This is a genomic window from Bacillus sp. ISL-46 (assembly GCF_018613205.1).
The window spans coordinates 1-21,399 of the sequence record NZ_JAGGQR010000050.1; the positions used below are offsets into that span (position 1 = coordinate 1).

Consider the following 21,399-nt stretch of genomic DNA (forward strand, 5'->3'; position numbering starts at 1 on the left):
GAACAAAAATGTTGGCAATGAAAAGGAAACCTTAATCACCGCCATCACCCACTGCCTTCCCTATATGGGCTTTCCGAGAACACTAAACGCATTAAATTGTATTAACGAAATTATTCCTGAAAACTAAGAAAGGGTGTTATTTATTATGTCTAATATTCAAGATAAAGTTGTCGTTATTACGGGTGCTTCTAGCGGTATTGGAGAAGCCACTGCAAGAGAACTTGCATCTAAAGGTGCAAAATTGGTCCTAGCTGCTCGTCGTGATGACCGTTTAAAGAAATTGCAAGCTGAAATTCAAAATAACGACGGACAAGCTATTTATAAAGTGACCGATGTAACTTCTCGTCAGCAAATGGAAGAACTAGCCCAATATGCTCTTAAAGAGTTTGGAAAAATTGATGTACTAGTCAACAACGCCGGAATCATGCCACAGGCTTTTCTTGCTGAGAATAAAGTTGATGAGTGGGATAAGATGATTGATGTCAACATCAAAGGTGTTCTATATGCTATTGCTGCTATTGTTCCATCTATGAGAGAGCGCAAATCAGGTCATGTTATCAATCTTTCTTCTGTAGCTGGACATAACATCTACCCAGGCGGAACGGTATATTGTGGTACCAAATTTGCAGTAAGAGCCATTTCTGAAGGCTTGCGTCAAGAAGAAGCAATGAACAAGACAAATATCCGTGTGACAAATATTTCTCCTGGGGCAGTTACCAGTGAACTTTTAGAAACTACAACTGACCCAACGATGAAAGCAGGATTAGATGAATTTTACAAAATTGCAATTGATGCGGATAGCGTTGCTCGTGCCATCGCATTTGCTATTGAGCAACCTTCCGATGTAGCCGTTAACGAGATGATTATTCGTCCAACTGTTCAAGTTGGTTAATTATAAAAAATAAAGGTGGTAACCCAGCAAGATTCATTAAACAAATTGAATTATAGATAAGTTTGTGAAACATTGTACTTAAAGTAACGGGTGCGTTAATCCAAGAAGGATTAACGCTTTTTTTAGTAGAACTTATTGAGCTAACGATCCAGAAAGTGCAATAAGAGGAAGTATTATACAGAATGAATTTCGATTATAATTAGAATTAATAAATGCAAAAAAACTAAGAAAATATTTAGTCAGAGTTATATTTCTTTGGATAACAGTGGTAGGAACAGCTTAATCCCCCGTTTATTAAATGGTAGTATTTTTAAATCCGCTATCAGGTGACTGAGGTAACCACCAAAAAAGGAATAGAAAACACCCTGAATCCCAAGTGAAGCCTCTAAATTGGAAGCAATAACCCCCAAAAAAACAATGCCTACGAACGAATGGGTATAGCTTCGATGAGAAGTAAAGGACGCAATTACTATGTAGATCCCTAGCAGAATTAACCATATTTCCTCAAAGGAGAATCCTCCCACCAGGACAGTAATTCCTCTAATAGTTAACATATGTTTTTGCTTAATTAAGCATGCAACCACTACAATCAAAAATCCGATTCCAATCCCTAGCCATCTTTCAGCCATTATTTTTTCAAAGAAACTATATAGAATCATAATCACTCCAATTATCAAGGCAGATAGCCTAATCACCTTATGAGACAAAGTAATTTTTCCGCGAAGCTTCCCAAAAATCTAGATCAGGCATTAATCCTGAAACGCCTCCTAATCCTACAAACAAGAGTGTCGCAGACGGAGAAGTTTGAAATGTATTAGCAACAATAAAACCTGTTGCTGATCCAATTACTGCATGTGATGTACCATTCAATTTAATTCCACCTCTATAAATTATTAATGTAGTAAAACAAAACGGACATAACTATTTTACAAAAAAACATCTGTTCTGTTTAGAAACTAAATAGATTTTAAGTAGACTTTATGAATTTACATAGAAATGGATCGTTTAATATTGACATAAGTACAGTTGATCAACATTGCTAATTAGATAAAGCAGGAATAAATTTTAGATATTTGTTCAAATAACAGGTGCTTATTTTAGAAGAGTTGACAACGCCAATACCATTTCTCTTTTATAAAGCAGTTGACGTATATAGTTTACCTTTTAAAATGGTCAATTTGTAAGAAATAATTAAAGGAAACTTTACTGTTTTTTAATATAAACTAAAAAAATAAAGACTAGAATTATCTTAAGTAACCGGATGAATTCCCGCAAAAAATTAAGGAAAAGCAAATGATATTATTCATAAAGGAAGGATGATATTTATGTATATTTCCTATAGAAACTATCAAAGCGGAATAAATAGTTTGGTGGTAGTAGAAAGCAATGGAGTAGTTACCTCCAGTTTAAAAGATAAGGAAACCGCAATAAGAACCCATAAAAGAAAATTAAAACGATTAAAGGCTAAAAATAATAACAAGACGAGTATAATTTGAATAAATTAAATTCATGAGTGCAATATTTAAAGAAGTAAGCTATCCTTCCTGGTGGCTTTTCTTTTTTCAACTAAAGAAGCAGTTTAGCAGAGAATTCTTTTCAGAAACAGTTTAGGAAGGTTTGTTACGGCAGCTCCGAATATATGGAGTAAACTGAGGAAGTTTAATAGAAAGAGTTTGGATAAACGATTAATGTCCCAATTTTACAAGAATAAGAAGGACCTCAGAGATTAGAATTATGATGAAGGGATAATGACGAATTAATTCTATCGGAGGTATATGTATGAATGACAAAATAACAGAAAGTGAGTTTCAAGAGATTATCCGCAGAAGAAGTAACGGCGAGATAAGCTTTCCCCAATTCTTAGATGAGTTGTCCCAAAGAGGCATTAATGAATACGAAATTGAAGTTGCTACGGGTCAAGCCACATATAAGGGAGTACATTCGGAGTTTAAAACAGATTCTCAAGTAAGCCTGGATATCTCAGATAAATTTAATAGAAATATGGTACTTGAGGCAATCGCTAACATCTCACTCCCTTTTTTAGACTTCTTAAAAGGTATTGCTGAGGCTGGAATTGCTACCTATCGTGTGTACATACCAGAAAAAAAGGTTATTTATATTGGTATTGGAGAAGAAGAAATTGAAGAACACCTTAAAATTTAAAATAAATCATGATAAACTGAAGGTTCTTTGAACGAGAATGAAGAGATCTTCAAATGGATACTCCTCCTTTTGTAGAATACATACTTACCCAATATTTTCGATATTGAAACTGTAGAATAATCTGTTTTACACATTTTCATATGTACTTGCTTAAAGACGGTACCTTTCTACATGAAAACCTAAAACAGGTAATCTCCTAATTTGTCAGCTTAAATTTCGGAACAAACAAGTAACAAAAAGGATAAACGTGTTTTAGCAGCACATCCATTTAACTAAATTAGAACATGCCGTTCTCATTAGGTGAATCCCCTTGTAGGGGTTGTCCTATATCCCACAATTCAACGATTTGGTTATCTTGGAAACGGAAGATATGTACAACAGATCCTCCAAGATCCTCTGGATTCTGTTTCACATGAGAGTGAACCGCAACCGTATCTCTCTCTTGAATAGCAAGTTTGACTTCAAGTATTTTTTGAGGGTTCATAGTTGCATTCTCTTCCATCGCAAGCATGAGTGATTCTGCGTCGCCACGGAAATAGGGGTTGTGGTGACGAAAGTCAGGACTTATGTAAGTCTGGTATGCTTCACGAACTTTCCCTGATGCCACGAGCTGCAGAAAAGACACAGCTTTCTCTTTGAGTGAGAGGTTCGATGTAGACTGCTGATCCGTACTCATTTCAATCATCCTTTCCTTTGAAGGATTATACTGTTAGAAATAATAGAAGTTTAAGGTACTAAAACTCTTCAGCCGTTATTTCCTCTTTTTTCACCGATGCTGATCGACAAGAATTTGATTCCCATCTGGATCTTCAATGATAAAATGTGCTGGTCCCTCATTTGTTTCAGCTGCTTCAGTCAGCATTTTTATTCCTTCAGCCTTAAGTTGTTTTTGAACGTCTCGAATGTCCGTAAACGATTCAAGATTTTCAGCATTTTCATTCCATCCTGGATTAAAGGTCAGAATGTTCTTTTCAAACATTCCTTGGAATAGCCCAATGATGCAATTTTCATTCTTCATAATAAGCCAATTTTGACTAATGTCACCACCAAAAGCTTGAAATCCCAGTTTTTCGTAGAATGACTTGGATAGATGAATGTCTTTAACGTTTAAACTCACTGAAAAAGCTCCCAGGTTCATATATACTCCTCCTTTTAACTTATCTATTTTTACTATAAATGCGTGCTTTGAAATTCTCAACATTTACCATATAATTAAATTGGACGTGAGTTTATTTGTTTCATATGCCAAACAAAAAATAAAAATTGCAAAAATATACTTTTATAAATGTTAAAAATATAGATACGAGATGGGAGAGGAGTATGGTGAATACATTTAAAGAGAGAAGAAAAGCCCGAAGAGACAAGAGAAAAGAAGAAGGAAAGGAATCCATATGGTGGGGATTCCTTGATATCTTTTTGGATATAGCAGAATTAATCGGACCAAGTCTTGTTAGGTCTATTCGGTCAGCCATTAAATTCCTGGAACATCATTAATATGATTATTTAAGGAATTGTATTGGATGTGTGAAAATCGATACCTTAGTTCTTTATTTAAAGGTTTAGTTTAATATATTACTGGAAACGAAGTAAAAAAATAAAGATTTAGTTCTTCAATAATGATAGGAGAAAATATGGACAATTTCAATAATGTGCCACTAGAAAATGATTTCCCCAATATTGGTAAACCTGCTACAAGAGCTCTTATCAATGCCGGTTACTATAAACTTGATCAATTAACAAAGGTTACTGAGTCAGAAATATTGAAGTTACATGGTGTTGGACCGAAAGCGGTGCGAATACTGAATGAAGCACTTAAAGGAAAACAATTATCTTTTGTTGGAAAATAAACAAGCTCTGAACTCTGTTTCCTAAAGAGTCCTGAGCTTGTTTATTTTAGGTCCATTCCCCAATCGGATTGGAAATGGGTTCGGAAACAACACAAGAAATGCTTTCAGTATTATCAGTGAAATCATCAAAGTAAGTAAGGAAAAAAAGCCTTTGAAAGTGAAACAATTAAATAGATAAGTAGGATAGGAGAGATGGGGGAACGGTTGGGGCCAAGACCACCGGTATCATTAATCTAATCGAGTATAATATAAAAACGCTCTTTTTTAAAAGAATGTTACTTCTTAAATTCGCTCATAGAAATACAAGATTCGCTCATAAAAGCCCACTATTCGCTCATTGAAACCCCATATTCGCTCATTAAACTTTAAAATTCTCTCATTGAAGGGATAAAGCGACTATTAAATCATGAATGTTCATTTATTGAAGTGTAATTTTACACAAAATATCCTTTTTAATTATCCTGCTCATTGATTTTTAACAACATTATTTTCGAAAACAACCTATAAAAAACAATAATATACAATTACTAAAAGTTAGAGTACTAGAACTTACTATTTCTTTCTGGTATGTGTAGCCTATCCCTTATTTAATGTATAGTAGAGTAGAACATATAAATGCAAACATTAGTAACGGCTTTTTATATAGAAGTGGGGGATATTTATGAGAAGAATGATTTTATCGACAGAGAGTGGTGCGGATTTACCAGAAGAATTAGCAGATAAACATAATGTCCAAGTGGTACCGATGCATGTGATTATCGATGGGCAGGATTACCTAGATGGTACGATACCTGTCACGGATATTTATGAATACTACGAGCGGACAAAAAAAATACCCTCTACAACATCGACAAATTCCCATGAATATCTTGAATTTTTCAAGAAGATAAAAAATGATTTTCCAGATTGCACCATCATACATATTGGTTATACGTCAAAGGCATCCTCTTCCTTTCAAAATGCGGTCATCGCAACGGAAGATTTGGATGATATTTTTCTAATTGACGCATTGAACGTAACAGGTGGATTAACTGCGATTGTAATGTATGCGGTTTCCACATTAGAGAATGAACCTTCAATTGAACCTGCCCAATTAGTAGAGAAGATTGAATCAAAGGTTCCTAAATCAAGACTGGCTTTCGTTCCCGGAAGTTTAGAATTTTTAAGAGCAGGAGGACGAGTCAGTAATCTTGCTTATCTCGGTGGGGCTTTGTTAAAAATAAAGCCGCGTATTGAACTAATTGATGGAAATCTTGTTTCAACAAAAAAATATCGTGGGAAAATGGATGTTGTTTCCGAGAAACTCATGCGAGATTATTTAGGTCAATACGACATTGATAAAGAACAACTTTTTCTTCTTTACTCTGTCGGACTTGATGAAAAGATCAAGCAGGGGATGGATGATATCGCAAAAGAAACAGGTTTCAAAAATGTAAAATGGATTCAAGCAGGCGCAATGATATCTACACATGCTGGACCTGGTGGTATCGGAATTGCAGACTTAGAAGTATAGTACGGTCAAAACCAGTACTTATATGGGATTAAACGCCTTCACAAATAAAGGGTAAAAAATAACCAAAATTGCAAAAAACGCCCTCAAATTTGAAAATTGGAGATTCGCTTTACCCCGCGAATCTCGGATATCGTAGAAGTACTGAGACGTGGGCTTTTACATAAAGCCCTCGCAAAGGACAAGGTGATGAAAGGGTGTCATAAAATATTCACATTCTTATGAGAAACATGTTAGTCAGTTTTGAAGTGAAACAATTAAATATTTAAGTAAAAAGAAGAAAAGCTTATTCTTCAACGTTTCTTACATTTTGTAAGGAACGTTTTTTTATTTATCAGCTCTTATGTTGCGAAATTATTATAGGTGAAAGGCCCGTTGGGATACTTCACCGGGCATTTTCATTGGAAATAATCCCTTTTTTAAATTGGTTTGGGGTCACTCCTGCAAATTTTTTGAAAACTTTTATAAAATAACTTTGATCATGGAAGTTTAAAAGAGATGAAATCTCAGTTAAAGAGTGTTGGGTATAGGTCAGTAAAGTTTTGGCCTCATCCACTTTAACTTGTTGAATAAATTCAATTATTGAAATGCCTACTTCTTTTTTAAATAGATGAGATAAATATTGTGGATTCATTTGGACTAAATCAGCCAAATCGGAAAGGCAAATATCTTGGTAAAGATGGGTATAGATATAATTTTGACAAATATTAATAGGTTTAGAATATTTATGTTTCTTTCCTTTTTGAACTCGTTCGGTAAACTCCAGTAGTGCATATTCAAAAAATTTCATGACTGCGTTATAATCGTTCAGTTCCTCAATCTTTTGGATAAATAGGTCACTTAGAGTGTAGGAAACATCAGGCATAAGTCCACCATCAATAGCTGATCTCGTAGCAAGTGTGATGCCTGCAATGGTTAAATTTTTTACACTTCTCAACTGACTTGTCTTAGAAAGAACTCCCATTTTCCCTTCTTTCGGTGATTCCTGTAAAAGCTGAATAAGTTCAAACTTTTTCCCTTCTTTCACACACTCGAACATTCTTTTTTCATAAAGTGGGTCAACATAAGTCATTATTTCTTGGCGCCGTTCTGATACATGAACGTCCGGCTGTTCGATTTCCATTCTCTTCCTTCCAAGCAACTTATTATTTTGAAGGATATTAACCACATCCAATTCTTGTTGGTAAATCATATAAAAAAGAATCGTACTTAAATGAATAAAATCCAAGTGGCTATAGACAGGAAGGGAATGGTAATAATGAATCAATTCTTCTTTATTTACGCGAAGCTGAAAGTCGTTTACAATCCCTTTAATTGATTCCTTTGGTACATTGGAAAAAAGGACAGGTCCAACAATGATTTTTCCATGAAATTCTTCACCCAATCGGATGTTAATAGAGAAAAAGTTTCCAAGGTAAGCGGTTGTACTAAATACTGGGAAATCAAGTGTATGACCTTCCGAAAAAAGTTGGTTTAATATAGTTTCTTTTGAAAAATCGAAGAGGTTATGTTGAAAATGGATGGAGTGTTCTAAAATCATTTCTCCATTTTTCCCCAATAGAAAGACCGGTATTTTAAACATGTCAAATACGAGCCTACTAATATACTCTAAATTCATCGCTAACCCCCATTTATAAAAAATCTTCTAATAATTTTACTTTTTTTCTCTCGATTTTACCATTAATACAAAAAAATAAACAATATAATGATGTTAAGTAATCGGTTACAAGATCACTAGAATAGGGGAGAAACGATGAAAAGTGATATGAGGCAAATGATTTCTCAAATGACTTTAGAAGAAAAAGCAAGTTTATGTTCAGGAATAAATTTTTGGTCAACAAGAGGGATTGAACGGTTAGGGATTCCGTCCATTATGGTAACGGATGGTCCTCATGGACTCCGCAAACAACAGCAAAGTGCAGATCATTTAGGGATTTATGATAGTGTTCCCGCGACCTGCTTCCCATCTGCTGTAGGATTAGCAAGTACATGGAATAAGGAGTTAATACACGAAGTAGGTGTTGCATTAGGCGAAGAATGCCAGGCTGAAGATGTCGCAGTCCTACTTGGTCCGGGGGCAAATATTAAACGATCTCCACTTTGTGGTCGAAATTTTGAATATTTTTCTGAAGACCCGTACCTATCTTCAGAAATGGCAGCCAGTCATATCAACGGCGTCCAAAGTCAAGGGGTTGGGACCTCATTAAAACATTTCGCTGTAAACAATCAAGAGCACCGAAGAATGTCAACGGATGCCATTGTTGATGAAAGAACATTACGGGAAATCTATTTGGCTAGTTTTGAAGGCGCTATCAAGAAAGCACAACCATGGACAGTAATGTCAGCTTATAACAAAGTAAATAGTGAATACGCATCAGAAAATGAATACTTGTTAACTGATATTTTAAAAGAGGAATGGGGATTTGAAGGCTTTGTAGTTTCAGACTGGGGAGCAGTTAATGAACGTGAAGATGCTCTTTCCGCTGGATTAGAGCTTGAAATGCCAGCAAGTAATGGAATCGGCGAACAGAAAATTATCGCTGCAGTAAGAAGTGGAAAGCTAACCGAAGAAAAGTTGGATAGGGCCGTAGAAAGATTTTTAAACATTATTTTTAAAGCAGTTGACCATAAAAAGGAAAACGCTGTCTATGACAAAGATGCTCATCATCGTCTTGCTAGAGAAGTGGCAAGAGAAAGTATGGTTCTATTAAAAAATGAAGACAGGATCCTCCCATTGAAAAAAGAAGGCACCATTGCTGTCATCGGTGGATTTGCAAACACACCAAGATATCAGGGCGGCGGAAGCTCTCATATAAACCCTACAAAGCTAGATAATATTTTAGAAGAAATTGAAAACGCTTCAGGTAAAAATACGAATGTTTTATTTGCACAAGGATATCACCTTGATTGTGATGCTGTAGATGAAGAGCTACTTAGTGAAGCGAAAGAAGTGGCAGCTGGAGCTGATACCGTAATCCTTTTTGTGGGTCTTCCTGATCGTTATGAATCGGAGGGTTATGACCGTGAGCATTTACGGATGCCGGATAACCATGTTCATTTAATCGAGTCGATTTCAGAAGTGAATAGCAATATTGTAGTGGTATTAAGCAATGGTGCCCCTATTGAAACGCCATGGATTACCAGGGTAAAAGGATTGTTAGAAGGATACTTAGGCGGACAGGCACTTGGCGGAGCAATTGCTGATTTATTATTCGGTGATGCAAATCCAAGTGGAAAATTAGCTGAAACATTTCCAAAACAACTAAGTGATAATCCATCGTACCTTAACTTCCCTGGAGAAGGAGATCGAGTAGAGTACAAGGAAGGAATTTTCGTAGGGTATCGTTACTATGATAAGAAAAACTTGGAGCCGTTATTCCCATTTGGTTACGGTTTAAGCTATACGAGCTTTGAATATAGTAATCTATCCATTAGTAAAAAGGAAATGAAGGATTCTGATACTGTTACTGTGACTGTAAATGTGAAAAATACTGGTGCAGTAATTGGAAAAGAAATTGTACAACTATATGTAAAAGATGTGACAAGCAGTGTAATCAGACCTGAAAAAGAGCTGAAAGGCTTTGAAAAAGTGGAGTTGCAGCCAGGTGAGGAGAAAACGGTAACTTTCCGATTAGATAAACGGGCTTTTGCTTACTACAACGTAGAACTAAAAGACTGGCATGTTGAAACGGGAGACTTTGAAATTTTAATTGGGAAATCATCCAAGGATATTGTCCTTATGGATACCCTTTATGTACAATCCAGTGTTCTGATAAAAAAGCCTGTTCATAGGAATACAACCATTGGGGATTTATTGACCGATCCAATACTCGCTCCAATTGCTCAGCCAATGCTGGCAAAAATGAATGAAGGTAACCCACTTGCGAGTGCAGAGCTCGAGGGGGAAGCATCTGAAATGATGGCAGCCATGATGAAATATTTGCCGCTTCGAGCGATGGCTAATTTCAGTCAAGGTGGATTGACGGAAGAAATGCTAACGGAGCTCATTCAGCAATTAAACGAACAATTGGTTAAAACCACTGTGTAAATCTCTTACATTGAAACACTCTTACCTCGGGTTCGGTATCGAATCGAGGTAAGAATAAATAGAAGTAGTGTTTTTGCAATTTTTAAAATTTATTGGAGGTTAAACCGATGAATACTGCCGTTACACCATTTAAGCGCCTTGTACCAGCATTGACCATTTCAAACATTGGACTCTATGTTGCTCTTATTCCCCCGATGATCTTATTACTTACGCTGAAAATTCAAGCCATTGATCCTAAAAACGTAGAAAGTGCATTGGCATACGTTTTATCCATTGGTGCGTTTGTCGCGATGATTGCCAACCCTGTGGCGGGAGCCATTAGTGATAGGACCCGTCTGAAATTTGGTCGTCGCCGGACTTGGATTCTAATAGGAAGCGTATTAGGAGGAGCTTCAATCTTAGGAATTGGTCTTAGTAATGAAGTGTGGCAAGTAATCCTATTCTGGTCATGTGCCCAAGCCTTCTTTAACTTTATGCTAGCTGCAAATAATGCCTTGATTGCCGACCAGATAGAAGTATCACGACGTGGATCTATTTCCGGTATTTTAGGTTCAATTGGCGCAGTGGCAGCGATTATTGGCATTACGTTGGTCAATGCATTAGGTGAATCTCAAATGATTAAATGGTACGTTTTAGCGATCATTCCAATGGTTTGCGCCATTATTGCCATTAGTATGATTCGAGATTCAGGATCTACTGGTTCTCGTAAAACCGAAAAAGAAAAGTTTAGTTTATCGATGGTTATTCCTAGTCCTCGAAAATATCCGGTATTTGCCTATGCATGGCTAGCTCGATTTCTTGTCTTATTCGGTCCTTCCATCGGATCTTTCGGTACTTTATTCATGGTAGAACGTTTTCATTTTACCCAAGCAGAGCTTGGAAGCAAAGTAGCGCTTCTTACTACAATCGGTACAATCATAACTTTCCTCTTTAGTATTGTTGGCGGTTTCGTTTCGGACTATTTCAAACGCCAGAAACCATTTGTTATTGGCGCAGGTATACTAATGGGAATGGCTTTGATTATCCAAGGTTTTACCACAAGTTTTACAGTATATTTAATTTTAGCTGTTTGCTCAGCGATTGGTGCAGGTATTTTTTATGCCGTAGATATGGCTCTTCTGACTCGTGTTCTTCCTAATAAAGAAGATGCCGCTAAGGATTTAGGTATCCTGAATATTGCAAACGCTTTACCACAATCGATTGTTCCAGCTATCATGCCATTATTACTTGGTCTTGGAGGGTATCAAACAGCGTTTTCTGTCATCGGTATTCTTGGAATCTTAGGTGCTATTGCCGTCCTGAAAGTTCCAGAGATGCCAAGAGGAACAAAAGCGGATGACGTAAAGGATGAAACTACAGCAGTGATTTAAATGGAATTCTGCCCGCAATGTACAAGTGTGCAGGTAAAATATTTTATCAACTTGGATAGGAGTTAATTAACATGTTAGGTACCTGGAATACAGTAGTACAAACCCCATTTGCAAAAATGAAATTTGTTTTTGTTGTTGAAAAAGAGGATCAATATACTTTCAGTGTGAAAGAGCCTGCTCCGTTAAACATGCTTTTTCAATCAGTAATGGTTGAGGGAGAGCAGCTTCATGCGAAAGGAAAGTACATTCTTTTATCAGAAGAAACAGCAGAAATTACTCTTACCTTTAGAGAAGACTCGTTTAACGGTTCGCTCAATCTTCATTCCTTGGGGAATCTACAAATTCAAGGGGAAAAGGGGGAGGGCATCTCATTAGTAGAAGCATTAATGAGCGAGGTAGAAAAATACCGAAAGTCTGAACCAGTCGTTGAACGGACAGACCAAGAAATTCAACAAGAAGTTGATAGGCTTGTGAGTAACATGAGCGTTCAAGAAAAAATTGGTCAAATGAGCCAGTGTTTGGCATCTAATTTCTCTTTCGGAGGAGATGTTGAGTCTGAGTCTGCTGAAAAGCTAGTTGCTGAGGGCAAAGCTGGTTCGATTTTAGGCGCATTTGATAGTAATCGAGTTTTTGAGTTGCAAAAAATTGCCGTAGAACAATCACGATTAGGCATTCCTCTGCTATTTAATGCAGATATTATCCATGGTCATCAAACGGTTTTCCCTGTCCCGCTAGCGTGGTCCAGCAGCTGGGATATGGATGGAATTAAAAGAGCATGTGCCATTGCTGCAAAAGAAGCGTCCGCATCAGGCATTACCTACAATCATGGACCGATGGTGGATGTCACGAGAGATGCTAGATGGGGAAGGGTTGTAGAAGGGGCTGGAGAAGATCCATACTTAGGATCATTAATTGCAAAAGCCCAGGTCGAGGGTTTCCAAGGAGAAAGCTTGCTTAGTGAGAAAACAATTATCGCATGTTTAAAACACTTCATTGCCTATGGCGCAGCAGAAGGAGGACGAGATTATAATACAGTGGACATTTCCGAAGGTACATTGAGAAACGTCTATCTTGCACCTTTTAAAGCTGGTTTGGAGGCTGGAGCCGGGTCCGTTATGAACTCATTCAATGTCTTTCAAGGGGTCCCAGTAGCAGGAAATAAAGCTTTATTGAAAAATTTGTTAAGGGATGAACTTGGTTTTAACGGTATTTTGATTTCCGACTATGGAGCTGTTGACGAAATTGCCATTCATGGCGCTGCAAGGGATCAGAAAGATGCGGCTAAAATGGCTGTAGATGCCTCTATGGATATTGAAATGGTTACTACTACCTATTCAGAGTATATTCCTGGACTTATTGAAGAAGGAAGACTGCAAGAAAGTCAATTAGACGAAGCCGTAAAAAGGATTCTTACCTATAAATTTAAGATAGGGATCATGGATGATCCTTTCCGCTATATTAGACCAGACAAAGAAGAGGAATATCATTTCTGTCAGGAGCATCTCAAAGAAAGCCGGGAACTTGCTAAAAAGTCAATTGTCCTTTTAAAGAATAATGGAGTTCTACCTTTAAATAAAGAAAACGGTAAGATTGCCGTGATCGGACCGTTTGCTAACAGCAAAGATTTATTAGGTCCTTGGCAATTCTCAAGATACGGTGATCAAACGATTACCTTATTGGAAGGGTTAAAAGATAAAGCTCATAATATGGAGAATCTTTTGTATGCGGAAGGCTGCAAAATCGATGGTGTAATCGATGGAGGGTTTGAAGAAGCCCTTCTGCAGGCAAAGCAAGCTGATATTGTGGTCCTTGCATTAGGCGAAAACAGCGAAATGTCAGGTGAAGCAGCTTCCAGAATGGACCTAGAACTTCCTGAAGTCCAAAGAAGATTAGCGGAGGAAATGGTCAAATTAGGCAAGCCTACGGTCTTAGTATTAACGAATGGGCGCCCATTGGTTCTAGACTGGTTTGAAAGAAACATGGATGCTATCGTTGAAACGTGGTTCTTAGGGTCCGAGGCCGGGCATGCCATTGCCAATGTACTATTCGGGGATTATAATCCTTCCGGAAAACTAACCATGAGCTTCCCGTACAAATCGGGTCAGGTGCCTGTTTATTACAATCACTTTAAGACGGGCAGACCATTAACAAACAAAAATCAACATGAGAAATTTATATCAAAGTATCTTGATGGTCCGAATGAACCGCTATATCCTTTCGGCTACGGTTTAAGCTATACAGACTTTTCTTATTCTGAAATCGAACTGGATAAGAATCAAATGATAAGAATGGAGGAGATTAAAGCCAGTGTTACAGTGACCAATACGGGTAACAGGCCTGGTGAGGAAGTGGTGCAGTTTTATATTCAGGACTTATATGGGAGTGTGGTGCGTCCTGTAAAGGAGCTCAAAGGATTTAAAAAGATCTTTTTGAATCCTGGTGAATCGGAGAGAGTCACCTTTACGATTACGGATGAGGATTTGAAATACTATACCTCAGACATGAACTATAAATCTGAGGAAGGGGAATTCAAAGTTTATATAGGTACTAACTCGAAAGAATTGGAAGAGGCGGCTTTTGAATTAGTGGGATAATATAAGGGAATCAGCCTTTTCAATGGGGAGGACTTTTGGAATTAAAAACATCAAAAGTCCTCCATTATAATGTTTATTGAGCACAATAATTGCTTGATCGTTTTTAATCCTAGAAACAACATTGAAGCAGTAAATACCTTTGAAGTTGAACCTCCCAGACGACATGTTTTGACTCAAAATCGTGTTCCGTAAGGATTGTCGGTTCGACCCCGACCACCGGTATCTTTTGATTAATGATGAAAGTGAAATCTATGATAAGGAATAACTTTTTCCTGAGATTGTAAAACACCCGCAAAGAGAACTTGTTACGGCAGGGGAAGCTGGGCTATATGACATGATGCAGGTAGATTCTGATGTGGAACGTGGCTTCATTCGTGATCAAGTCATCCCTGATACACGAGAAAGATAAAACTGTTCTATACTTTAAATTCCCACCAAAACTTCGAATTCAGCTACCTAAAATCATTGGTAACAACACCAGTACAAGAGAATTTTTCACCCAAAAGGGTTAATCAAGCAATTTATTGGGTCACAAAAAAACTTAAGTATTCTATAGATCGTCCTGGAATGAATTGAAGAACATTATCGGAAGCATTAGATGACAAAAAAAATGGGTGATTTAGCAACTATTGCTTTACTTGGGTATCTAAATCATATTGGGGCACCAGCAGCTTGCATATGACCACATATATAGATATAGGATATAAAAAAATTAAATCTTTTAACCCAAAATACGACATATTCGAATCGTTTGATACCGCCATCAACTTTATCCATAATAGTAAATCATTTTTTGAAAATTTTTCTCCAATTTCAAAGGGTAGTGAATTGGCAAAGTTTATTGTTCATAGTGAATGGGATAGCAGTACATTTACAAATCATCTAAAAAACGCTAGTTTTCCATTATTTAGTAAGGTTATTGATATAAATTTGGGATTAAAACAAATTAAACTTTACGAAGTCTTTGTATTGACCCACGATGCATATCAAACAGAGTTTGTATTTTATAGAGATGAAGAAGGACTCCATATATTTTTCCACCTTAAGTATGAAGGATTATGGTATGACGGTAATAAAATTACTTTTTCAAGGCAAGTTCCTGAAAAGTCCAGTTTTGTGGTTAACACAAATGAATTTATTGATGCTTTAGAAGATTTTACTAATCAGCTTCAAGAATATTTATTAAAAAGTCATCCAGAAATACTTAAAGACCCTTTGGTTAGAAGAAGTTTTGGATATGATCAGCGTTTTAACGATTTCTTTGCAGAAAACAAAAGACACAATATTATATCTGAATAGGACGTTTCTTATTAAGCTAACGGGTACTAGAGTTAAAGATCCAGCTGCCATTTTTGGTGGCTTTTCTTATTGAACTAAAGGTCAGGTTAGTTAAAAAGAATTTATAGATATAATATAAAATACTAATGAATGTATAATTTTATTATGGAGTATTTAATTATTATAGGAGATAACAGCTGATGACAAATACACAGTTTATATTTTTAACCTTAGTCCTTTTATTTTATGTAAATTATTGGGTTTGGAATTACAAAATGCTGGAAGAGCATCTAACTTTTTTTGGATGGGTGTACGGTAATATGATTCAAATAAACAGAAGAGGCAGAACCCAAGAAATACTAGAATATGCATTACATATTCAATGTTCGTGAAGAATTACCTTAGATAACACAATTGTTGTAGCTTCCGAGATTTCTATCTCCTAACTTGGAATGGGATGATGATACTGAGGATTTCGATTGGGATATACAAGGTAAAAATAGATTTGATGAAAATATTAAAACTTTTATTATTTATTTAAAAAAGGGCTATACTTTTTTCTCTTTTTTGCTTATACTGTACTATAACAAGATAAGAAACAACGAACTGTATTAATAAAGGAGGAGATTTAAATGTTAATTAGTCCGGTTGAATTTTTCCGAAATTTGCCAAAAAAGGAATGCCCTGAATGCGGGCAGCATATGCAAGAGCAAGCAGAAAGTTATTTGATGGATTGTGATCGTTGTTTATCCAAAAAAGAAGAGTAAAGTTTGTTAACTCTCCAGCATTGCTGGGGAGTTTTTAATTTCATAACAATAAATTAGTAGAATTCTTGGAAAGTAGAAAAGCATTTGATACAGGAACTAAAGTAATTAAATTTATCGAAATGAATGTCTAAATATCTGTTAATTTTTATAAATGAGCCATATATTAACTAACCTCTTGCATTAATTAAAAGATCGTCTTTTTTTTACGATCTTTTTTATGAGTAATCAAAATCTCCAAAATATTTACTCCTTGCAGAAGATGTGAAGTAATGTACTTAAACTAACTGGGCAGGTTCGTGGAAGAAGGTTTATTTTTATATATCTAGAATATGTATTATCATTATAAGAAAGTGGGTGTATAGATGATGTTTCATCAAAACGAATATGAATGGATTCGTCAGACACGATTAACGCTGCTAGATTATTGTAAGGAACTTAATCAAAATGATTTTACTCGCCAAAATGGATACGGTTGGGAAAGTGTGCGAGACTCATTGGTTCACATAGCAGATTGTTATATTGCGTGGCTCGGCTCATTTGTTTTATTAAAAACAAAGAAGCCAATTACACCAAAGGATGAACGACAGAAATTGAAACTGGACGATATAAAAATACGCTTTGAACAGGTTGATTCTTTTGTAAATGAGGTATTTGAATTACACGGAAAGCAATTATCTGAGCCAATTCAAAGAAAGATTCCTTGGAGAGATGAAACAGAAATTATAACATTTACCCCTGGTAAATTAATAATGCATACTATAACTCACGAATTTCACCACAAGGGACAAATTGTAGCTATGATACGTCAGATGGGTTATGAACCTCCAAATACAGATGTATTAGGAACTAACGATTAATATATGTAAGAGAAAATAGACTTCTTTACCTTTTTCTATTAACAGGTACAAGGGTAAAGTTCAGCTGCCAATTCAGGCGGCTTTTCTTATTAAACTGAGGGAGTTGAATAAGAAAAAAGGAAGAAAAATCCAATCCTGTAATATATAATTAAAAACAGGGAGGGGTTTATATGATAAAAAAGGCTTTAATGTTATTTCTTTTTTCTTCTGTTTTACTAACTGCTTGTTCAGAATCTAAATTGATGAATTTCATTGGTGAAAGTGAAAATTGGCAAGTTAATTATGAGGTAAATTTGCTTGATAAAGATAGCGAGTCAACAAATCTAACAATAAAATATATAGGTGGAAAGCCAATTCCTAAACGGATAAAGTATGTTGTTGAAAGTGTATCAGGAAAATCGGAAGGTGAAGATTCTCTAAATAATGGAGTGTTAAAAATAGGTGGACATTCTTGTAGTGGTTGTGCAGTTACCCAAGAAAACGAAGAAATGAAGGCAACCATAACTTGGAATGATAAATCAGACACCTTAATTTTAAAAAATCATTAGTGGGTACTTGAATTTATTACTGGAAGAAGGCGTAAAGGGTTAAAGTTTTTAGTCACTTTCCTTATTCAGCTAACAGGTGCTTGAGTTCAATTGGGCTTACTTAAAGACGGACGAAGAATGATTGTCATACAAGCAAGTGGTTCAATCTATACAAATGATGATTGGTATTCAGAAGTTGATTACTCTAATAAATACCTGAAATCAATGTTCAATTTCCTTGGTATTGAAGATTATCAAATCATTCGGGCACAAGGAACTGCTTTACTAGAACCAAATGAAGTATTACAAAAAGCATATAAAAAAGCTGAAGAAGCTGCTTCAAGATTAGCACCTAAATTAATACTGTCTTAAAGGAAAAGAAATATAAGGAGGTAATTAAATTGGAACAACGAGTTGATTATTACAATGTAGCACCAGAAGCACTTAAAATAATGATGGAAATGGAGAAGTATACGAAAACAACAGGTATAGACCGTAAACTTCGTGAACTTATAAAAATCCGGGCTTCTCAAATAAATGGTTGTGCATATTGTATTAACATGCATACAGCAGATGCTAGAAAAATGGGAGAAACTGAACAACGTTTATATTGTATTAGTGCTTGGAGAGAGTGCACATTTTACACAGATGCAGAAAAAGTAGCTCTTGAGTTGACAGAATACGTAACTTTAATCCCGACAAAACGCGTGCCAGATGAGCTTTATCAACGAGTACGTGAACATTATAATGAGAGACAATATGTTGACCTAGTACTGATAATTAATCAAATCAACAGTTGGAATAGAATTTCTATTGCAATGGGGAATACAGCAACTGAAAAATAATTACTCTCAGCGAACATCTAATAGTGTTCGTCTCAGATTGTAGAAAAAAGGCATCCAAATGAACCAGATTGGATGCTTTTCCGTTTTATACTTATATAGAGTATAAAATTACCTCTTGTTTGGTCTACCTTATGCCATTTCAGAACTTTCTATAATTCTCCAGTATGATAGTCACCATCTTCCTTATGAAAGATTGTGAAATATTGTACTTAAACTTACGGGTGCGATTGTTCAATAAGAGCAGTCGCTTTTTTACTAACTGGGAGGTTAGTTGGGAAACAAAATTCTCGAAATTTATTTTATTTATAAAACAGTTTTAGGTAAAGCTAGAATCGAGGGGTGAAAAACTCAATTCAACATGTTGTGAGGATGTTCATACATATGGAACAAAAAGAATACATAGACAAAGCAGAAAAGATTTATGAATTAATTGAAAAAGCACATGACAAAAAAGTGAATTTTTGGATTGAAAATGTCGTTTTCACTTGGCAATGGTGGTTAGGGGTATTGTTAACCGTTGTACCGTGGATTTTATGGTTTTATCTTAAAAAAAAAGAAAGCACTTATCGACTACTTTGCGTCGGATTCTTTGTTATTTTTATTAGTTCCTGGTTTGATTTCATAGGAATTTCATTAGGTTTATGGCATTATAATTATGATGTTATTCCTTTCCTTCCTTCCTATTTGCCGTGGGATTTTACCATATTACCGGTAATTGTTATGTTTCTTATTCAATTTAAGGCTAACTTCAATCCGTATTTTAAAGCATTTATTTTCGCAGGTGGAAGTGCTTTTATTGGAGAACCAATCTTTGTATGGATTAAAACCTATGCTCCAGAGCAATGGAAATATTTATATTCATTTCCAATATTCTTTTTTATTTATTTAATTGCACATTTTATTAGCACGAGGAAAGAATTCGATAGTTTAAACAAAAAATTAGACTAAACTGACTTAGAAAATGCTTCCCCTTTTATTACGCAAATAAATTGGTACTTGTTTAACGAACGGGTGGAAGAGTTTAAGTTCGGTAGCTGCTTCGGCAGCTTTTTTTTGCTTGTTCCACTAACGGGGCAGTTTTGTTGAAGAAGAATCTCAAATAGCATAGCCTGTTAAAAAGAAAGCAAACTAAAATAGTGCGTGCAGATAACGAAAAAAATTTGGAAAAAATACAATTCCGATATCTTTAAATAATGTATTTATATTGTTGGTATCTAATCAATTAGAAAGCCCAATAACTTCATTCATGTCGGGTTTGCAACCTGAGACCCCTAAAAAGCATTAGCGAAAAAAAGTTTACTGAAATAAACTATAATTTCGGATAAAAGAAGGAGGTTGGACCCAAAAATTGTCTAACTCTTTGAATAGATCTTCTAATTCTTCTATAAAAGGAGATTCTAATGGAATTAAAAGATTGCTGCCTTTTTTAGGTCCTGCCTTTATTGCTGCTGTGGCATATATCGATCCAGGTAATTATGCAACAAACATTTCGGCAGGGTCTAAGTATGGATACGCATTATTATGGGTCATTTTAGTTTCTAATTTAATGGCTGTTTTGATTCAAACGATGTCTGCCAAGTTAGGGATTGCAACAGGTAAAAACCTACCTGAAGTTTGCCGAGAAAAATTTTCAAAGAAGACTTCCATACTTTTATGGATACAAGCTGAACTTGTCGTTATGGCAACAGATCTGGCAGAATTTATTGGTGCATCGCTTGGAATCTATTTGCTCTTTGATATCCCACTTGTTTTTGCTGCTATTATTGCAGCCATTGGTTCATTCGTCATTTTGGAGATTCAAAGGCGAGGAATGCGTCCGTTAGAAGCTGTTATTACAACAATGATTTTTATTGTTGTAATTGTTTTTGGGGTTCAAGTTTTCTATGCAGCACCAGATGCAACGGCAATTCTCTCTGGTCTTTTCACACTCAAATTTCAGGGTGTAGATAGCGTTTTATTAGGGGCTGGTATGCTGGGAGCAACAGTGATGCCACATGCCATTTATCTGCATTCTGCCTTAACACAAAATAGAATTGTCGGAGAAACTGAAGAAGAACGGAAAAAGATTTTTAAATATGAGTTTGTAGATGTCATTATTGCGATGATTATTGCAGGTGGGATAAACGCGAGTATGTTAATCGTCTCAGCGGCATTATTTAATAAAAACGGACTTAATGTAAGTGATTTAGAAGTTGCTTTTAATGAATTTGGAAAAATACTTGGACCCTTTGTGGCAATTTGTTTTGGAATTGGATTGTTATCCGCAGGATTATCAAGTTCTTCAGTTGGTACTATGTCAGGTGACATCATTATGCAAGGCTTTATTAAACGACGCATACCTATTTATTTGGGACGATTTATAACAATGATACCGCCGTTAGGAATAATTCTAATGGGAATTAATCCTTCTAAAGCTCTTGTCATAAGTCAAGTTGTTCTCTCTTTTGGAATTGCTTTTGCTTTAATACCTTTAATAATGTTTACAAGTAACAAAAAACTAATGGGAAAACTTGTAAATCATTTAGTAACTTCGATCTGTGCGTGGATAATTGCCGTAGTTATTATAAGTCTTAATTTATTTTTGTTATATCATACTTTTATTAACTAAAGAAACTAAAGCACGTTTTTACCTCCTATTTATTCTAAGTTTCTTTTTAAGCTTACGGGTCAAGTTGAAGATCCAGCTGCCAAAAATTCTTGG

The 21,399-nt window shown here is 35.7% G+C and carries 20 protein-coding genes and 1 pseudogene; 16 read left to right on the forward strand and 5 right to left on the reverse strand.

All coding sequences use genetic code 11. The features are described from left to right. Positions 1 to 145 precede the first annotated feature (145 nt). Positions 146 to 892 (forward strand): SDR family oxidoreductase, encoded by a 747-nt coding sequence (locus J7E67_RS23280; protein ID WP_214718030.1) that lies wholly within the window; start codon positions 146 to 148, stop codon positions 890 to 892. A gap of 245 nt (positions 893 to 1,137) precedes the next feature. Here J7E67_RS23280 and J7E67_RS23285 read toward each other — a convergent pair whose 3' ends face one another. After that, on the reverse strand, positions 1,138 to 1,551 hold the full coding sequence (locus J7E67_RS23285) for a metal-dependent hydrolase (protein ID WP_308161471.1): 414 nt from the start codon (positions 1,549 to 1,551) through the stop codon (positions 1,138 to 1,140). A gap of 37 nt (positions 1,552 to 1,588) precedes the next feature. Next, on the reverse strand, positions 1,589 to 1,762 hold the full coding sequence (locus tag J7E67_RS32165) for a metal-dependent hydrolase (RefSeq protein WP_308160780.1): 174 nt from the start codon (positions 1,760 to 1,762) through the stop codon (positions 1,589 to 1,591). Between the two features lie 909 nt (positions 1,763 to 2,671). Here J7E67_RS32165 and J7E67_RS23290 point away from each other — a divergent pair. Beyond that, positions 2,672 to 3,055 (forward strand): DUF1398 family protein, encoded by a 384-nt coding sequence (locus J7E67_RS23290; RefSeq protein WP_214718028.1) that lies wholly within the window; start codon positions 2,672 to 2,674, stop codon positions 3,053 to 3,055. 277 nt (positions 3,056 to 3,332) lie between these two features. Here J7E67_RS23290 and J7E67_RS23295 read toward each other — a convergent pair whose 3' ends face one another. Both J7E67_RS23295 and J7E67_RS23300 read right to left on the reverse strand, forming a co-directional pair. Next, on the reverse strand, positions 3,333 to 3,731 hold the full coding sequence (locus J7E67_RS23295; protein WP_214718026.1) for a nuclear transport factor 2 family protein: 399 nt from the start codon (positions 3,729 to 3,731) through the stop codon (positions 3,333 to 3,335). Positions 3,732 to 3,821: 90 nt separating this feature from the next. Next, positions 3,822 to 4,193 (reverse strand): VOC family protein, encoded by a 372-nt coding sequence (locus J7E67_RS23300; protein WP_214718023.1) that lies wholly within the window; start codon positions 4,191 to 4,193, stop codon positions 3,822 to 3,824. Between the two features lie 182 nt (positions 4,194 to 4,375). Between J7E67_RS23300 and J7E67_RS23305 the strand changes: the two genes are divergently transcribed. From J7E67_RS23305 to J7E67_RS23315, 3 genes are all read left to right on the forward strand, one after another. Further along, positions 4,376 to 4,549, forward strand: coding sequence for a hypothetical protein (locus tag J7E67_RS23305; protein WP_214718022.1), 174 nt, complete (start codon positions 4,376 to 4,378; stop codon positions 4,547 to 4,549). Positions 4,550 to 4,686: 137 nt separating this feature from the next. Continuing rightward, complete coding sequence (locus J7E67_RS23310) at positions 4,687 to 4,902, forward strand: helix-hairpin-helix domain-containing protein (RefSeq protein ID WP_214718021.1); 216 nt, start codon at positions 4,687 to 4,689, stop codon at positions 4,900 to 4,902. Between the two features lie 661 nt (positions 4,903 to 5,563). Next, a complete protein-coding gene (locus tag J7E67_RS23315) occupies positions 5,564 to 6,415 on the forward strand; it encodes a DegV family protein (RefSeq protein WP_214732899.1) in 852 nt (283 codons plus the stop codon). Between the two features lie 382 nt (positions 6,416 to 6,797). Here the strand turns inward: J7E67_RS23315 and J7E67_RS23320 are convergent, their stop codons facing one another. Beyond that, a complete protein-coding gene (locus J7E67_RS23320; RefSeq protein WP_214718019.1) occupies positions 6,798 to 8,030 on the reverse strand; it encodes a helix-turn-helix domain-containing protein in 1,233 nt (410 codons plus the stop codon). A 135-nt stretch (positions 8,031 to 8,165) separates the two neighbouring features. On the opposite strand from J7E67_RS23320, the gene J7E67_RS23325 reads away from it, so the two are divergent. The 11 genes and pseudogenes from J7E67_RS23325 (at position 8,166) to J7E67_RS23375 (ending at position 21,306) form a co-directional block, all read left to right on the forward strand. After that, positions 8,166 to 10,460 carry a glycoside hydrolase family 3 C-terminal domain-containing protein gene (locus J7E67_RS23325; protein WP_214718018.1) on the forward strand — a complete coding sequence of 765 codons (2,295 nt, stop codon included), beginning with the start codon at positions 8,166 to 8,168 and terminating at the stop codon, positions 10,458 to 10,460. A gap of 107 nt (positions 10,461 to 10,567) precedes the next feature. After that, positions 10,568 to 11,830 (forward strand): MFS transporter, encoded by a 1,263-nt coding sequence (locus J7E67_RS23330; RefSeq protein ID WP_214732900.1) that lies wholly within the window; start codon positions 10,568 to 10,570, stop codon positions 11,828 to 11,830. Positions 11,831 to 11,901: 71 nt separating this feature from the next. Next, positions 11,902 to 14,424, forward strand: a complete 2,523-nt coding sequence (locus J7E67_RS23335; RefSeq protein WP_214718014.1) for a glycoside hydrolase family 3 N-terminal domain-containing protein — start codon at positions 11,902 to 11,904, stop codon at positions 14,422 to 14,424. A 672-nt stretch (positions 14,425 to 15,096) separates the two neighbouring features. After that, complete coding sequence (locus J7E67_RS23340) at positions 15,097 to 15,723, forward strand: hypothetical protein (protein ID WP_214732901.1); 627 nt, start codon at positions 15,097 to 15,099, stop codon at positions 15,721 to 15,723. A 611-nt stretch (positions 15,724 to 16,334) separates the two neighbouring features. Further along, complete coding sequence (gene yhfH / locus J7E67_RS23345) at positions 16,335 to 16,469, forward strand: protein YhfH (protein WP_214718010.1); 135 nt, start codon at positions 16,335 to 16,337, stop codon at positions 16,467 to 16,469. A 362-nt stretch (positions 16,470 to 16,831) separates the two neighbouring features. Next, positions 16,832 to 17,326, forward strand: coding sequence for a DinB family protein (locus tag J7E67_RS23350; protein ID WP_251026946.1), 495 nt, complete (start codon positions 16,832 to 16,834; stop codon positions 17,324 to 17,326). A 170-nt stretch (positions 17,327 to 17,496) separates the two neighbouring features. Then, positions 17,497 to 17,874, forward strand: coding sequence for a hypothetical protein (locus tag J7E67_RS23355; RefSeq protein WP_214718008.1), 378 nt, complete (start codon positions 17,497 to 17,499; stop codon positions 17,872 to 17,874). Between the two features lie 90 nt (positions 17,875 to 17,964). After that, positions 17,965 to 18,225 (forward strand): annotated as a pseudogene (locus J7E67_RS23360) (NAD(P)H-dependent oxidoreductase); the annotation flags it as partial. A gap of 29 nt (positions 18,226 to 18,254) precedes the next feature. Beyond that, complete coding sequence (locus tag J7E67_RS23365) at positions 18,255 to 18,698, forward strand: carboxymuconolactone decarboxylase family protein (protein ID WP_214718007.1); 444 nt, start codon at positions 18,255 to 18,257, stop codon at positions 18,696 to 18,698. 381 nt (positions 18,699 to 19,079) lie between these two features. Continuing rightward, positions 19,080 to 19,646, forward strand: a complete 567-nt coding sequence (locus tag J7E67_RS23370) for a CBO0543 family protein (protein ID WP_214718006.1) — start codon at positions 19,080 to 19,082, stop codon at positions 19,644 to 19,646. A gap of 400 nt (positions 19,647 to 20,046) precedes the next feature. After that, a complete protein-coding gene (locus J7E67_RS23375; protein ID WP_251026947.1) occupies positions 20,047 to 21,306 on the forward strand; it encodes an Nramp family divalent metal transporter in 1,260 nt (419 codons plus the stop codon). The last annotated feature ends 93 nt before the right edge of the window (positions 21,307 to 21,399 follow it).